Genomic DNA, 14932 nt, shown 5'->3' on the forward strand with positions numbered 1-14932 from the left:
GTCTTTCCTCTTGCCAAAATACTCCGGGGGAGTCGCCCGTCAGGGCGGCGGGGGCAGCGCCCCCCATGACGCGGCGCGGGGCCAGCGATTCGAGAGGATATGGAAACGCTTCGTACCGGTGGTTTCTCCGCCGCTCCGGTCTATGCCACGCTGACCATGCCCGTATCCGGCGCCTCAAGGCTCGTGATTGCGCATTCGCCAAACCCCGGCAAATTCTCGACACGGTGATTGCCCAGCCGGAACTCGTCACCAAAGCTTTCCGCCGACGTCTCCAGAACCGTGATCTCCATCGGGGCGCTTTGCGACTGAAGCCGCGCCGCACAGTTCACCGCCGGTCCGAAGACGTCATAGATATATTTCTGCGTCCCCACGACCGAGCCCACAACCGAACCCGAGGCGATCCCGATCCGGGCCTGCCAGCGATGGCGATGCGTCTTGTTGCGATGCGAGAGGTATCTCAGGAAACCGCTCGCGCAGCGCGCCGCCAGCCGGGCGTGATCCGGATTGCTATGCGGCAGCCCAGACACTGCCATGTAGCAATCGCCAATCGTCTTGATCCGCTCGCAGCCATGCAGTTCAGCGATCCGATCGAAGGCCGTGAACAGGTCATTCAGCTCGCTCACCGTTTCCGTCGGATCCGAGGCCACCGCCATTTCGGTGAAGCCCACGAAATCCAACATCAGCACCGAAACCGGTTCGAACAGGCGCGGCGTGACCGTGCCAAAGCTTTTGTATTCCGCGTAGACCGAGCGCGGCATCACGTTCAGCAACAGCTTTTCGACCTGCACCTTCTCGCGCTCAAGTTCACGGGTGCGCCGTTCGGTCATCGAAGCATAGCTGTCGATCATCGCCTCGGTTTCCCGCAGGCGCGAAATGTTCTGACATTCCACGACCCACACCGGCTGTTCCAGATGGCGCGCGTTCCGCACGTCGATCTGCAGCGTCACCCGGCGACGTTTGGCCTTGACCGCAATTTCCAGCGTTTCGCCTTTCAGCGCGCGCGCCACTGCTGTGTGGTCAAGCTCTTCGACCAGCGAGGTCAGGACAACGCCCGAAACAGCCTCGGGAAAAAGCTTGGCAAAAGCCGGGTTGCAATAGATCAGCGTTTCGTCCTTGGCGTCGAAAAGCGCAACGCCCACGCCAATGGCGCGGAAAAGTTCAGTGGTAAAATTGGGGATACTCATGACAATCTCCTTTCGGATCAGGCAACGATCAGCCCGCGCCGCGCTTCGACCGCCTGAATGACCGTCGCGCAGTCATCCGACGCGAAACCGGCGGCCTCGAGCGTTTCGCGCAGCAGCGCCGCCACCTCATCGAACTGCGCATGGGTCACGCCCAGATGCGCATGTACGCGCTTAAGACGGCTTTCCGCAAATTCCGCTGGCCCGCCCAGCAGCATGGCAAAGAACTTGGTCTGATGGTCGATCAGGCGCGGCATATCCACGTCTTCAAAGAAATGCCCGACGATATCGCTGTCGAGAACACGGTCATAAAAATCGAGGATCACGCCGCGCAGGGCGCTCAGACCGCCATACTTGTCAAACAGGGGCATTTGGCCGGGGCGAAGTGCATAGGTCATCGAAATACTCCTTTTCCTGCAACCGGCCCCGCATCGAAATCAGGCGGAACCGGTATCGTGGCAAGGTGGATCAGGCCCGGTGGACGATCACCTCGGCATATTCCGCCGGAACGATCATCGCCTCGGACGTGCGCGACCATGCCGCGCCCAGCGCCGCGAGCTCGCTTTCAAGTGCCGCCGCGCCACTTGGCCCGACCGCCTCGAACGCCTTGAGCATCGGCCCGTAGGCGACCTTCCAGAGGTCGATCCATTGCTGCGGGGATTGAAACCTGAAGACAAAGTTCTTCTTCTCGATCTCGATCTTGCTGGCATTGCTGCCGAGCAGTTCCCGCAGCCGGTCCGGGTTCGACCATTCCATGGGCGAGCGCACACCGGCTGGCGGTTTCACATGGCTGCCGATGGTGCGGAACACGTCACCGATGAACCCCTCGGGCGTCCAGTTGGCCATCCCGATCTTGCCCCCCGACCGGCAGACGCGGGCCAATTCGCTCGCGGCTGCGTCCTGATTGGCCGTGAACATCACTCCAAATGTCGAGGTCACGATATCAAAGGAGGCATCCTCAAAGGGCAGATCCTCGGCATCGGCCTCGCGGAAGGCCACCGAAAGTTTCTCGGCCTCGGCCCGCTGCATGCCATTGCGCAGCCAGGCGCCGACATAATCGGTTGACACCACGTTGCAGTACCGCCGCGCGGCGGCCAGCGTCATGTTGCCATTGCCAGCGGCCACATCAAGCACACGGTCCCCCGGCATCACGTCCAGCGCCTCGGCAAGTCTTTCACCGGTAATCTGCAGGGTCACTCCGATTTCAGCGTAATTGCCGCTGGACCAGACGATCTGCTGGCGGCCCTTGACAGCGGTAAGATCCGGGCTGGGTTGAGTTACGACATTCATTGCAACATCTCCTTGGGTCAAAATATCAATGATCCCAATTTGACCTATCGTCAGCCTTGCCGCTTGGCGGTCCTCTGCAGAATGGCCCCGTTCTTGTGGGGATTACCTGCATATTTCCTGCAGAAACCGCTCTGATGGCTGCAAACGCGCGCCGGGCGACGGCACATCCGGCGCAGGGTCAAGCGGATGTTCTGGATATTTTGGGCGATATATCATAGAATTCGCGGGTATTGCGCCTTCAATTCCGCCCGCACGCCGTGCCGGGCGATACCACCCAAGTCCTTCAAGTCCCTTTGTCCTCGCGAATGGCTATTGTCCTGTGACCTATGCCTTTGACGATTTCGAGCTGGATATCGACCGTGCCGAGCTTCGGCGCGCGGGCGAACCTGTCGCCATCGAACCGCAGGTCTTTGCCTTGCTGAGCCTTCTCGTCACGGCGCAGGATCGCGTGGTCAGCAAGGATGAGATCTTTCAGGAAATCTGGAAGGATCGCATTGTATCTGATGCCGCCCTGTCTGGCCGCGTCCGCGACATGCGGCGCATCATCGGCGATGACGGCACCAGCCAGCGCCTTGTGCGCACCGTCCAGCGGCGTGGTTTCCGATTTGTCGGACCGGTCCGCAAGCTTGCCCCGGCAGATTCTGCCGATCCCATGCCCATCGCCGCGGATCCGGCCGAAGGGATCGATTTTGATCGCCCCGCCATCGCCGTTCTGCCCATATCCGAACCGGGCGGAGATGGAGCGTCGAGCTATATTGCCGAGGGTCTGACGGATGAAATCTGCGCAGCCCTCTGCGCGTGGCGTTATTTCCCGGTTATCGCGCGCAATACCTCTCTCCGTTTTCGCGACAGCGACCTGTCGATGAGCGGGATCGGCCAGCAGATCGGCGCGCGCTACCTGCTCAGCGGCTCGATGCGGCGAGCAGGCAATCGCATCAAGCTGAACATCGAACTGACCGACGCGCTGTCGGGCGTCCAGATATGGACAGAACGATTATCGCGTGACATCGACGATCTGGTCGATCTTGAAGAAGAGCTTGCCGCGCAGGTGGTCACCATCCTTGTTCCCGAACTCGAAGGGGCAGAATCACGGCGTATCATGCGCAAGCAACCCAGCGATTTCACCGCGTGGGATTACGCGATGCAGGCGGTCTGGTACTGCGGACGCGGCGCCAATGCTGATTTCGACATGGCCGAACAACTCGCCCAGAGAGCCTGCGAACGCGAACCCGACTGGTACCTGCCCTACACGCTTATCGCCACCTGCCGCTTTCAAAAGGCAATGGCGGGTTTTTCCTCTGCCGACAGCAGTCTGGCCTTTACCAGCACCCTCGAAGCCGCACGGCAGGCGCTTCAGATCGATCCGGGGTCATGGACAGCCCATGCGCTGGCCGCCGTGGGCGAGTTGTGGACCAATCACAACCACGACCGCGCCATGCGCCATGTAAAGCGCGCTATCGACCTTAATCCCAGCGCGCCGCAGAACTATCATTTCGGCGGTTGTATCTCGGGTTTCTCCGGCTCGCCGACCGAGGCGCGCCGCCTGCAAAAACGCCTGCTGCGCATCGACCCGCTTTACAATTACACGGCGGTGATCGAGGCGGATCTGGGACTCTGGCATATGATCGACGGAGAATATCCCGATGCCGATGATCGGCTGGCACGCTCGCAGCGTTGGGATCCACGTTATGGGCGCGCGCTCCAGCGGCGTATCGCGCTGGCCGGGCTTCAGGGCGATCACAAGGCCGCGCTGGATGCGGCAAACCGGTTGACCGATTTGGGTCTCTCGCTTGACCCGGCGGTGATCGCCGCCTCCTACCCGTTCAAGGTTGATGAACACCGCGCATTATTTGCCGAGGGCCTCTCCCGCGCAGGCATAAATTTCTAGGACCGCGCTATTCAGCAGCCGTCACCGCCGCCCCTCCGGCAAGCAATGTCTCGCTGGCCGGGATTTCCGCCATGTTGACACCCGCCAGACGACACAGATGCCAGGCCAGAACAAGGTTTGACGACAGCACGGTCAGCCCGGTCTCGCGCTGCAACGGTGCGATAATGTCCAGCGTGTCAAGGTTCGTGCAGGAAAGGAATACCCCGTCCACACCACCCTCGCGCACCAGTTCCAGCGCCGCCGCCTTGATCGAGTCAGGCGTGATCCGCGCCACCCGCGCCTCTTCCGCCTCGGCGAAAGTGCCGAATACCGGTGTCTCAGTCCCCTGCCCGGCCAGCACATCACGCAGCCGGTCCGAGACGTTTTCGACATAGGGCGACAGGAAAGCCAACCGTTTCAACCCAAGCTCCGCACAGGCCGCCACCAAGGCCGAGACCGGCTCGCTCACCGCGTTAGCGGCCACGCCTGTGCGCACCTGCGCCGCCACCTGGCTCGGGCCGATCTGCGCCGCGCCCGAGGTACAGCCATAGCCCACCGCCGCATAGGGTCTGACTTGCGGCAAGAGCGCCGCCGCCCGTGGCAGATGCTGGTCCATTTCCTGCAGCGTTTCCGGCGTCACATCCAATCCGCTTGGCACGCGCGAAACAAACAGTTCCGCCTCTGCCGGGATCAGCCGCCGGAAATCCAGTTCAATCCGTTCATCCGCCTGCAAGACGATCAAACCGATACGCAACGCCTCGTCGGTCTTCAGCTCATATGCCAGCCGTTTCATAGCTCAGCCCTCCAGCTCGATCAGCGTCCGCCCGGCGCGTGTAGACAGGAATTCCGGTGCGCCGTCGCGGATGACGATATCTTCCTCGTGCACCATGATCCGCCCTGGCGACAGTTCCACGCCCGGTTCGAGCGTGATGACCATACCGGGGCGCAAAACGGTCTGGTCCTGCGGGATCAGCGACAGCCCTTCGGTCAGTTGCATCCCCAACCCGTGCCCAAGCCGACCCGCGTCCGAGCCCCGCCCGCCAGTCAGCAGCCGGTCCATCACATGAAACAGCTCGGCGGCGGTGGTGCCGGGCCGAGCAATCTCGGCCGCCGCGTCGACAGCATCGATCAGCTTGACCTGCGCCGATTTTTCGGCAGCACCGGCCGGACCGACCGAAAAATTCCGGTCGAAATCGCAGAAATAGCCGTCGCGCTGCATGCCCGTGTCCAGCATCAGCACATCCCCGCGCTGTAGCGGGTCGGGTCCGGCGGGAGAGATGACATCCGAATACCCACCCGCGCCCGAGGCCCCGGCGACGTAAGGTACCCAGTCGGCCCCCTCTTCCAGACCAAGCCGCTGAAAGTCGCGAAACACCCGGTCCAGCGGCACACCGGCGCGGGCAATTTCAGGAACGCGGGCAAACACCCGGTCGCCCACGGCGCAGATCGCGCGGATCTTGTCGATCTCTGCCTCGGACTTCACCGCCCTAAGATCCCACATGATGCGCTGATCTGGCACAAAGCGCAGCCCCGATATCGCCTGCAAGCGCATCCAGTCGCCCAGCGGCATGCGCAGCTGGCTCTCCAGCCCCATCGGCACACCGATGTTCCCGCCCCCGGCCAACTCAGCCAGCGTCTCGGCCAAAAGCGAAACACCGTCGTCTTCGTAATCCGGCGCCCGCCATGTCCGGATGTCCCTGATCCATGTGCGCCCCATCAGCGCCGCGCCGATAGACGGGATCACCGCCACCGGATCGCCTGAAGCGGGCAGCACAAGGAACCACGGACGCGTCGGGCTTTCCCAGAACTTCGTCAGGTAGCCGGTGAAATAGCGAATATCCGGTTCGGTTGTCAGGAACAACGCGGCCAGATCGTGCCGCGCCATCATTCCCTGCGCCCGAGACACCCGCGCCTTGTATTCCGTATCCGGAAAACCGCGCGGCAGATCCATCATTCCGGACCTTCGCTCAGGATCAGCAGCACCGAAGAATGCTCATCCAGCCCCAGCGCCTCGCGATGGGCGGCGCTCGACATAAGGGCCGCCAGACCCGCCGCGCCCGACGGGGTCGACTTCAGCCCGACACCGGCGGCCAGTTCATCCCCCGCGAAGCCTTCGGCCTCGCTGATCGTGGCAAAGAAATCCGCATCCCGCGCCAACCCTTTCAGGGCGATCAGAGACGCCTCCTTGCAATCGAGCCGCCCCATTTCCGAAACCGGTCCGCTCGTCGTGACCATTTCCCCCGCCGCAATCGATTCTTTCAGACAGGGAGCAGCCTCGGGTTCGACCACGGTAATGATCGGTTCATCACCCCACGCCTTGCGGGCCAGCGCAGCTGCCGCCCCGGCAAGTCCACCGACACCGGCCTGAAGAAAGATATGGTTCGGGGCGCGGGGCATCGCCTCGATCACCTCCTGCATCAGTACAAGGTAGCCCTCCATCAGCCGATGCGGCCGCTCGGTATAGCCGGGCCACGAACTGTCCGAGAGCAGTTTCCAGCCGTTGTCTTCGGCCGCCTTGGCCGCCGCCGCCATGCTGTCCTCGTAAACCGCGCCTTCGCGCACCACCTCGGCCCCCTTTGCGCGCAACCGCTCGGCAAAGGCGTCGGGCACGGTTTCCGCGATATAGACCACCGCCCGCGCCCCGTAATCCGCAGCGCCCGCCGCCACCGACATGCCGTGATTGCCTGCGCTGGCGGTCACATAGGTCACGTCACTCACATCGCCCTCTGCCGCGTCATGCGCAATGACATAAGCCGCGCCAAGCGCCTTGAAGCTACCCAGCCCCATCCGGTTGCGTTCGTCCTTGATCCAGACCGTGCCGACCTCGCAGCTATCGGCCAGCGAATCCTGTGTCATCAGCGGCGTGGCGGCTGCATTGGGCCGCTTGTCCGTCAGCTGCACGGCGGTTTCCGCATCCTCGCTGGGATAGGGAATATCGGCGAGACCGGCCAAGGCATCGGTCTGCCCGCGATAGGGGTTCTTGAGTAATTCCATAAAAAGAGCGGACCCCATCAAGGGCCCGCCCGTCAATATTCAAAGCGACGCTTGGGTCGTAAAACGACATGCGCCGTCGAAATCAGCCCCGGCGGCGGCGTCCGCCTGCGCGCCCTGCGCGACCGCGACCTTCCTGCCCGGCTTTCGGCGCGACCTTATTGGTGCGAATCCATTCCGCGCCGTTCGGGTCGTTGTTGGTCAGGAAATTTGCCGCCCGGATTGCTTCCATTTCCGAGCCGGCCTTGGAACTCATCGACCCGAGCCCAAAGAGAGTCACGAATGTCTCGTCGTCCATATCCTCGGGCAGGATGATCCCCGCCGCCTCAACCTCGGCTTTTTTCTCGGCGATCTTGGTCTGCGTGACCGGAAGCGCAACCGGGTTCATGATCGCGCTGGTCATCCCCGCGCCCATCGCCATCGGCAAAAAGGCATTGTTGATCCCGTGCCGGTTCGGCAAGCCGAAGGAAATATTGGACGCGCCGCAGGTGGTGTTCACACCCAGCTCCTCGCGCAGACGCCGCACCAGGGTGAACACCTGCAAACCTGCCGTGCCCATCGCCCCCACCGGCATCACCAGCGGATCGACCACGATATCATGCGCCGGAATGCCGAAATCGGCAGCCCGTTCCACGATCTTCTTCGCCACGGCGAAACGTACGTCCGGATCTTCGGAAATCCCGGTATCGTCGTTGGAAATCGCCACCACTGGCACATTGTATTTCTTGACCAGCGGCAGGATCAGCTCAAGCCGGTCTTCCTCACCGGTGACCGAGTTCAGCAGCGGGCGGCCGTCGCACACCTCCAGACCGGCCTCGAGCGCGGCCGGAACCGAACTGTCGATGCACAGCGGAATATCCACAAGCCCCTGAACCAGCTTAAGAATTTCCACCATCAGCGGCGGTTCGGTCTCATTCGGGTTGGGGTTGGAGTTGTAGACGACACCCGCGTTGACATCCAGCATGGTGGCGCCGGCTTCGACCTGCGCCAGCGCGTCTTTTTCGACGGTCGAGAAATCGCCCGCTTCCAGCTCCGCCGCCAGTTTCTTGCGTCCCGTAGGGTTGATACGCTCACCAATAACGCAGAACGGCTGGTCAAAGCCGATAATGGCGGTCTTGGTTTTGCTCTCGACAATCGTGCGGGTCATTGGCGTCCTTTCCGGAGGCTTTTATTGATCATTCGCCGGGCGCGCGGCGTCACCACCGTTTTCAATGGCCCAGGTCGCATTTGTCTTGATACCGCCCAACGGGAAGAAATGCACGTTGGTGATGTTGAAATCCGGATTTGCCGCCTTGTGCGCCGCCAGCTCGCTGACGACTTCCGTCGGCTCATAGGGCAGCAGCAGCTTGGTCACGTCCATCGCGCGCTTTTGCAGAACCTTGAGCGAGGGGCCGACGCCACAGGCGATGGCGAACTTGATCAGCGTCTGCAACTTGGCCGGACCGGCAATGCCGATGTGGAGCGGCAGGGTGATCCCAGCCTCGCGCAGGCTGTCCGCCCAAGCGATGATCGGCTTGGCATCAAAGGCGAACTGGGTCGCCAGCGCCATGTCCGCGTCGGTGGTTTCGCTGAACTTCTGCTTCCAGCGCAGGGCCGCATCCACGTTGTTGAAACCGCCATCGGGGTCGATGTCGCGGTTGCCCTCGGGGTGACCGGCCACATGCAGCCGCTTGAAGCCCGCGCGGTCGAACTCGCCGGTTTCCATCAGCGCGATGGAGCTGTCGAAATCGCCAACCGGCTCGGCCACGCCACCTGCGAGCAGCAGCGCCTGATCGACACCCGCCTCCCCCTGATAGCGGGCGATCCAGTCCGCCAGAGTCGCGCGATCCTTGATGATCCGGGCCGGGAAATGCGGCATCACCTTAAAGCCGTCCCGCGACAGACGTTTCGCGGTGCTGACCATGTCCTCGATGGGGGTGCCGTCGATATGCGCGATGTAAACGCGGGTTCCCTCGGGCAGCAGCGCGCGGAAATCCTCGACCTTCTCGGCGGTGCGGGGCATCACCTCGATCGAATAATCCTGCAAGAAGGCTTCAACCTGCGCATTGCCCGGCTTGAATCCGACCGCGTCGCGTTTCCGAAAGTTCAACAAAGCCATGGCGGCCTCCCAAAAGGAGGGCGGGATCATGCCCACCCGTCGTTTTCAATCAGCGCCTTGATCCGGTCCTGGTCATATTCCGCATCCAGACGCACAGCCTCGGCCTCGGCAATCGCCTCTGCCTCCCCCTCAAGCACATAGGGATCCGCCTTGCGCCACTCCGCCAGATAGGCGTCGCTGTCCTTGGCGTTCACTTTCATCGCGGCACGGTCGATGGCCTGCTCGAAACGTTCGGGCAATTGCCTTTTTGCGCCACGACGTCCCTTGCCAACGATGACCTGCGCCGGGATATCCCGCCAATAAACAATCGTGACATCGGGCAACGTGTGATTCCTTCGTGTTCTCGATGGCCCTGAATACGGCAGAGCCCTGTCGCCCCATCGCCTGTTTTCGACACAACCGATGATGGGAACGACGCTGACAGATATAATGAAACATGCCATTCTTTACGATCCGGCTAAAAGATCAAATGCGATATCAATTATTCGAGAGTTGAAAAGCCCGCAGCCTTCGAAACCGGCGTTGCGGCAAAGCCTGTGCAGCAGCTTGGCCGGCATGATAGCGTCCTGACATCACGCGCTTTCGTTATCGCAAACCTTGCGTCGGCGACCGCCACAGCCTATCCTTGAAGCAACTCGAAATCGGAGGGCGTGAAATATGGCGCCCAAGCGTCCCACTGGTGCGGGCGCGTTCCCGAAAGCGGTCGAAAGCCCCGCGCCTACACCGCCCGATCCAGCCGACCTCTATGCGGCGCTGGATCTGGGTACCAATAGTTGCCGCATGCTGATCGCCCAGCCCAAGGGCAGCGGTTTCCATGTGGTAGACAGCTTTTCGAAATCGGTGCAGCTCGGCTCCGGTCTCGAGAAGACAGGCCGTCTCTCGCGGTCTTCCATGGCGCGCACGGTCCAGGCCCTGCGAATCTGCCAGCAGAAACTGAAACGCAACAAGGTCAGCCGCATGCGGCTGGTCACCACCGAGGCGTGCCGTCGTGCCAAGAACTCGCGCGAGTTCATCCGGCAGGTGCAGCGTGAAACCGGCATGAAAATCGAGGTCATCCAGCCCGAGGAGGAAGCCCGCCTCGCGGTGATTTCCTGCGCCCCGCTTGTCTCGACCCGTACCGAACAGCTCCTGGTCGTGGATATTGGCGGAGGATCCACCGAACTCGTCTGGATCGACATTTCCTCTGTACCGCATCGCGACCGCCCGCGTGCCATCATGCGTCTGCATGCCGGCTTCCACCCGCCCGAAAGCCCTTTCCCCGCGGCCAAGGTCGTCGACTGGATTTCGGTTCCGCTTGGTGTCGCCACCCTGCGTGACCAGTTCTCGGACGTCGAGGATGACGCGGCCCGCTTTGCACTGATGAGCTGGTTCTTCGAGGAAAACCTCGCCGATTTCGCCCCCTATAAGGACGAACAGGTACGCGAAGGCTTCCAGATCGTCGGCACCTCCGGCACGGTGACCACGGTCGCGGCAAGCCACCTCGGCTTGAAACGCTACGACCGGACCAAGGTAGACGGCCTCCGCATGACCTCCGACCAGATCGACCGCGTCATCCGGCGCTACCTCGAGCTCGGTCCCCAGGGCCGGCGTCGCGATCCGCGCATCGGCGAAGATCGGCAGGCCCTTATCATGTCCGGCTCCGCCATACTTCAGGCCCTGCTGCGCTGCTGGCCGACGGATCGCCTGAGTGTCGCCGACCGCGGCCTGAGAGAGGGACTGCTCTATGCCCAGATGAGCGCGGACGGTGTACTGGAGGACGGCCCTTTCTGAACTTGCGAACGGTGATGGGGGCGCTGCCCCCGCCGCCCTGTCGGGCGCCTCCCCCGGGATATTTTGTCACCCAAAGAAGGGGGCCGTTTACCTGCTTCTTTGGGTCATAAAATATCCCCGCCGGAGGCATCCCAAGGTTTCCGCTTTCGACTCGCTCTATTTGTTCCGCGTGGCTTGCCCGTCTGCACCTGAACGGATAACTCTGAAATCTAGGAGAGATTTGACATGGCCAAGAACACATCCGGGCGCGGACAGCGCGATCTCAAGGTCAAGGTCAAGACGGCGCGCGGACGAAAGCTTTCGTCGACGCGCTGGTTACAGCGGCAGTTGAACGACCCCTATGTGCGGCGCGCGCAGGCAGATGGCTACCGCGGCCGTGCGGCCTACAAAATTCTCGAGCTCGACGACAAGTTCCGCTTTCTCGTACCGGGCGCGCGGGTGGTGGATCTGGGCTGCGCGCCGGGTGGCTGGCTTCAGGTCGCCGTCAAGCGTATCAATGCCTTGGGTGAAAAATCCGGCAAGGCAGTCGGGCGCATTGTCGGTGTCGATCTGCAGGAGGTCGAACCAATTGCCGGGGCCGAGATACACCAGCTGGATTTCATGGCCGATGACGCGGACGAACAGGTGAAGACATGGCTCGACGGCAAGGCCGACGTGGTGATGTCCGACATGGCTGCGGCCTCTTCCGGGCACAAGCAGACGGATCACCTGCGGATCATCGCGCTTTGCGAGGCCGCCGCTTACTTCGCCTTTGACGTGCTGGAAGAGAACGGCACGTTTGTCGCCAAGGTTCTTGCAGGCGGTGCCGAAGGTGATCTGCAAAAGCTGCTGAAGCAGAAGTTTACTAAGGTTGCCAACGTGAAACCGCCCGCATCTCGGGCGGACAGTTCCGAGAAATTCGTCGTGGCGACCGGGTTTCGCGGATAGATTGATCTAGTCCGCCGGCATGTTCCACGACGAAATCGCGATCTCGCGAAAGGCGGCCGCATCGCTTTCATCCATCAGCGCGCGATCCTTCGCGCTGATCCGGACGGCGGTCAGCGCCGAATTGCTTTGCTGATGCAGGAGCTGGAACAGCTTCGAATGACGCTCCTGGCCTGACGCTTGTTTCATCTCCGGTCCCTTTGCCAATTCAGATCGTTGATCAGTTCGCCGGGAAGCTAGGAGCGAATTGTGCATCAACAGTGGCCAAGTCGGGTCATTGCCGTGAACATTGTAGCAAAATTTGTGGTAAATCGGGTGAGATCACGGAAGCGGCGAAAAGGGGCGCGGCTTCTTGCGGCCGTTCCGGCGCCGGATCAGGGCCCCATTGAACTCGGCCCCGAGGATCAGGATGGCAGCAATAAGGTAAAGAAAGATCAATGCCGCCATCGCCCCCGCAAGTCCTGCGTAGGTGGCGCTGTAGCGCGCGAAATGCGCGAGGTAGATCGAGAACCCCCAAGTCGCGGCATACCAGAGACCTACGGTCAGCAGGACACCGGGCCAGATTTGACCAAAGCGGTGGTGCAGCCCCGGCAGCCAGATGTGGCAGGCCGAGACCGAAAAGATCAGCACCGTCAGGGTAATCAGCGATTTCAGCGTCGAATAGCTGGCCAGATCGGCAATCGGATCGGGCAATTCCTGCGCGACATAGCGGAAATAGGCTGGCAGGCCGAAACTTACCGTCAGGCCGACCAGAACGATAGCGCCGCCGACCAGCACGAAGATCAGGCAGAGCCCCCGGGTCTTCCAATACGGGCGCGGGTCGCTTTCGCGATAGGCATAGCTCACCGCAAGCCGTACCGCATCGACACCGTTGGACGCGAAGTACAGCGCAAGGATTCCGCCCACCGTGACCAGACCGACGCTGCCGCCGGCCAGAACCGACCGGATCTCCGCCACGATCGGAGCGGCGATATCATCGGGCCAGACGCCAAAAATCAATTGGATCAGGTCGTCGATATTCACGTCCCGTGAGACTGCCCCGGCCAGCGCCACCACGAAGAGCATGAAAGGAAACAGCGCCAGCATCAGCGACATGGCCACGTGACTCGACAGGATCCAGCCATGATTGTCGTTGAACCTGAGGATCGCCTTGTAAAGCGCCTTGGGCGGTGTCATCCAGCGATGTTTTTCCGGCAGGTTCATAGTCAGGTTCTAGTGCTACACGGTGCATCTTGCCACTGAGAGCCGCAAGATCCGCGCGATTTCGCGCGCGCAATGGTTTTCCGGTGCCACCTGAACTAGCTATTGTGCCATGGACACGATCTCTCAGCCCCGCCAGCCGACGCTTTTTCTCGGTGCCGAGATCTATCGCGGCTCGACCTATGGCAGCGCGCATCCGCTCGCGATTCCCCGGGTACCGACGGTAATCGACCTGTCGCGCGCGCTCGGCTGGCTCCCGCGCGAGGTATATCGCACCAGCCCGCGCATCCGTCCCGCCGGTCTGATGGCCTTTCACACCCCTGCCTACATCGCCGCGCTTCAGACCGCCGAGGCCAGCCAGAGCGTCACCGCCGAAATCCGTGAACGCCACGGGCTTGGTACCTTGTCGAACCCGGTCTACCCCGAGATGTTCCGCCGTCCGGCCACGTCAGCGGGAGGCGCGCTGCTTGCCGCAGATCTGGTCGCCGCCGGTCATCGCGTCTATCATCCGGCGGGCGGCACCCATCACGGGCTGCCCGACCGCGCCAATGGCTTCTGTTTCTTCAACGACCCGGTTCTGGCGATCATAGCGCTCAGGGCACGGGGGCTGCGCCGCATCGTCTATGTCGATATCGACGCGCATCACTGCGACGGGGTCGAGGTCGCCTTTCCCGATACCCCTGGGGTCCGCCTTATTTCCCTGCACGAGGAAAAGCGCTGGCCGTTCACCGGTGCCTTGCATGACCGGGGCTGCGGCAATTTCTTCAACCTGCCCCTGCCCGCCGGGCTGAACGACGATGAATACGCGCTGGCGCTCCAAGATCTCATCTTGCCCGCCATCGCCAGTCACCGTCCGGATGCGGTGGTGCTGCAATGCGGGGCTGATGCGGTGGCCGAGGATCCGCTGTCACGGCTTACGCTCTCGAACAATGCCCATTGGGCAACTGTTGCGGCGCTCAAGGACATCGCGCCGCGCCTGCTGGTGCTGGGCGGGGGCGGGTATAACCCGTGGTCGGTCGGGCGTCTCTGGACCGGGGTATGGGCAACGCTCAACGGTTTTGACATACCCGACCGCCTGCCCCCCGAAGCAGAGGCGATTCAGCGCGGGCTAAGCTGGAACCGCCGCGCCGGGAGAACCCCGCCGGAGCACTGGTTTACCACGCTTCGGGACGTTCCGCACAACGGTGGAATCCGCGACGTGATCCGCGACCGGGTCAGCCTGCTTGCCGCGCGTCTGCTGGCCGAGGTCTGATCAGCGCCCCAACCGGCAATCCGCTAGAATACGCTCGTAATCCTTGCGCTCTTCCGCCTCGCGACGGTCGCGCGCGGCCTGCCCCGCACCGGGCGGCACATGCGGCTGCGCGCCGCCAGAACCGCGGCTGACGCCGATCGCAACTGATCCGCTGATCCGCGCCGTAAAGGGGCCGACATTGAACTCGGGAATGCGGTTGCCGTAATAGCCGCTCAGCTGCCGCGCCCGCTTTTCGCAGGCATCACTGGCCCCGGCCGCATAGGCTTGCGGTACCGCGGTCATACCAAACAGGACCAGACCAATCGTAAGACGTTTCATCACCGCACCCCTGTTTCGCTGCGTTCCACATAACATAAGCC

At 62.2% G+C, this 14932-nt stretch carries 16 protein-coding genes; 4 read left to right on the forward strand and 12 right to left on the reverse strand.

What is annotated here, in order from left to right:
* Positions 1–140: 140 nt before the first annotated feature.
* The 3 genes from MF268_RS00455 to MF268_RS00465 form a co-directional block, all read right to left on the reverse strand.
* A complete protein-coding gene (locus MF268_RS00455) occupies positions 141–1184 on the reverse strand; it encodes an adenylate/guanylate cyclase domain-containing protein (RefSeq protein ID WP_238368949.1) in 1044 nt (347 codons plus the stop codon).
* Between the two features lie 17 nt (positions 1185–1201).
* Positions 1202–1579, reverse strand: a complete 378-nt coding sequence (locus MF268_RS00460; protein WP_238368950.1) for a group I truncated hemoglobin — start codon at positions 1577–1579, stop codon at positions 1202–1204.
* A gap of 70 nt (positions 1580–1649) precedes the next feature.
* Entirely contained in the window at positions 1650–2471 is an 822-nt protein-coding gene (locus tag MF268_RS00465; RefSeq protein WP_238368951.1) for a class I SAM-dependent methyltransferase, read from the reverse strand.
* Between the two features lie 319 nt (positions 2472–2790).
* Here MF268_RS00465 and MF268_RS00470 point away from each other — a divergent pair, with 319 nt between their 5' ends.
* Positions 2791–4359: a winged helix-turn-helix domain-containing protein gene (locus MF268_RS00470; protein ID WP_238368952.1), complete on the forward strand. Its 1569-nt coding sequence runs from the start codon at positions 2791–2793 to the stop codon at positions 4357–4359.
* Between the two features lie 7 nt (positions 4360–4366).
* Here the strand turns inward: MF268_RS00470 and MF268_RS00475 are convergent, their stop codons facing one another.
* From MF268_RS00475 to MF268_RS00500, 6 genes are all read right to left on the reverse strand, one after another.
* Positions 4367–5131: a maleate cis-trans isomerase family protein gene (locus tag MF268_RS00475; protein ID WP_238368953.1), complete on the reverse strand. Its 765-nt coding sequence runs from the start codon at positions 5129–5131 to the stop codon at positions 4367–4369.
* Between the two features lie 3 nt (positions 5132–5134).
* Positions 5135–6289 (reverse strand): M24 family metallopeptidase, encoded by a 1155-nt coding sequence (locus MF268_RS00480; RefSeq protein WP_238369530.1) that lies wholly within the window; start codon positions 6287–6289, stop codon positions 5135–5137.
* On the reverse strand, positions 6289–7332 hold the full coding sequence (locus MF268_RS00485) for a pyridoxal-phosphate dependent enzyme (RefSeq protein ID WP_238368954.1): 1044 nt from the start codon (positions 7330–7332) through the stop codon (positions 6289–6291). Before MF268_RS00485 ends, MF268_RS00480 begins: the two co-directional genes overlap by 1 nt.
* 82 nt (positions 7333–7414) lie before the next feature.
* Positions 7415–8476 (reverse strand): methyltetrahydrofolate cobalamin methyltransferase, encoded by a 1062-nt coding sequence (locus tag MF268_RS00490; RefSeq protein ID WP_238368955.1) that lies wholly within the window; start codon positions 8474–8476, stop codon positions 7415–7417.
* Between the two features lie 21 nt (positions 8477–8497).
* Entirely contained in the window at positions 8498–9427 is a 930-nt protein-coding gene (locus MF268_RS00495; protein ID WP_238368956.1) for a methylenetetrahydrofolate reductase, read from the reverse strand.
* Positions 9428–9453: 26 nt separating this feature from the next.
* Positions 9454–9750, reverse strand: a complete 297-nt coding sequence (locus MF268_RS00500) for a virulence factor (RefSeq protein WP_238368957.1) — start codon at positions 9748–9750, stop codon at positions 9454–9456.
* Between the two features lie 334 nt (positions 9751–10084).
* On the opposite strand from MF268_RS00500, the gene MF268_RS00505 reads away from it, so the two are divergent.
* The gene (locus MF268_RS00505) at positions 10085–11197 is read left to right on the forward strand and encodes a Ppx/GppA phosphatase family protein (RefSeq protein WP_088635022.1); all 1113 of its coding nucleotides are present in this window, start codon (positions 10085–10087) and stop codon (positions 11195–11197) included.
* A 225-nt stretch (positions 11198–11422) separates the two neighbouring features.
* The gene (locus tag MF268_RS00510; RefSeq protein ID WP_238368958.1) at positions 11423–12124 is read left to right on the forward strand and encodes an RlmE family RNA methyltransferase; all 702 of its coding nucleotides are present in this window, start codon (positions 11423–11425) and stop codon (positions 12122–12124) included.
* Positions 12125–12130: 6 nt separating this feature from the next.
* On the opposite strand, the gene MF268_RS00515 is transcribed toward MF268_RS00510, so the two are convergent.
* The gene (locus MF268_RS00515) at positions 12131–12310 is read right to left on the reverse strand and encodes a hypothetical protein (RefSeq protein WP_238368959.1); all 180 of its coding nucleotides are present in this window, start codon (positions 12308–12310) and stop codon (positions 12131–12133) included.
* Positions 12311–12442: 132 nt separating this feature from the next.
* The gene (locus MF268_RS00520) at positions 12443–13324 is read right to left on the reverse strand and encodes a YihY/virulence factor BrkB family protein (RefSeq protein ID WP_238368960.1); all 882 of its coding nucleotides are present in this window, start codon (positions 13322–13324) and stop codon (positions 12443–12445) included.
* A gap of 109 nt (positions 13325–13433) precedes the next feature.
* On the opposite strand from MF268_RS00520, the gene MF268_RS00525 reads away from it, so the two are divergent.
* Positions 13434–14573 carry an acetoin utilization protein AcuC gene (locus MF268_RS00525; protein WP_238368961.1) on the forward strand — a complete coding sequence of 380 codons (1140 nt, stop codon included), beginning with the start codon at positions 13434–13436 and terminating at the stop codon, positions 14571–14573.
* Here MF268_RS00525 and MF268_RS00530 read toward each other — a convergent pair whose 3' ends face one another.
* On the reverse strand, positions 14574–14891 hold the full coding sequence (locus MF268_RS00530; protein WP_238368962.1) for a hypothetical protein: 318 nt from the start codon (positions 14889–14891) through the stop codon (positions 14574–14576).
* Positions 14892–14932 lie beyond the last annotated feature (41 nt).

Origin of the sequence: Heliomarina baculiformis, assembly GCF_019966545.1 — a bacterium.
Lineage (GTDB): Bacteria > Pseudomonadota > Alphaproteobacteria > Rhodobacterales > Rhodobacteraceae > Heliomarina > Heliomarina baculiformis.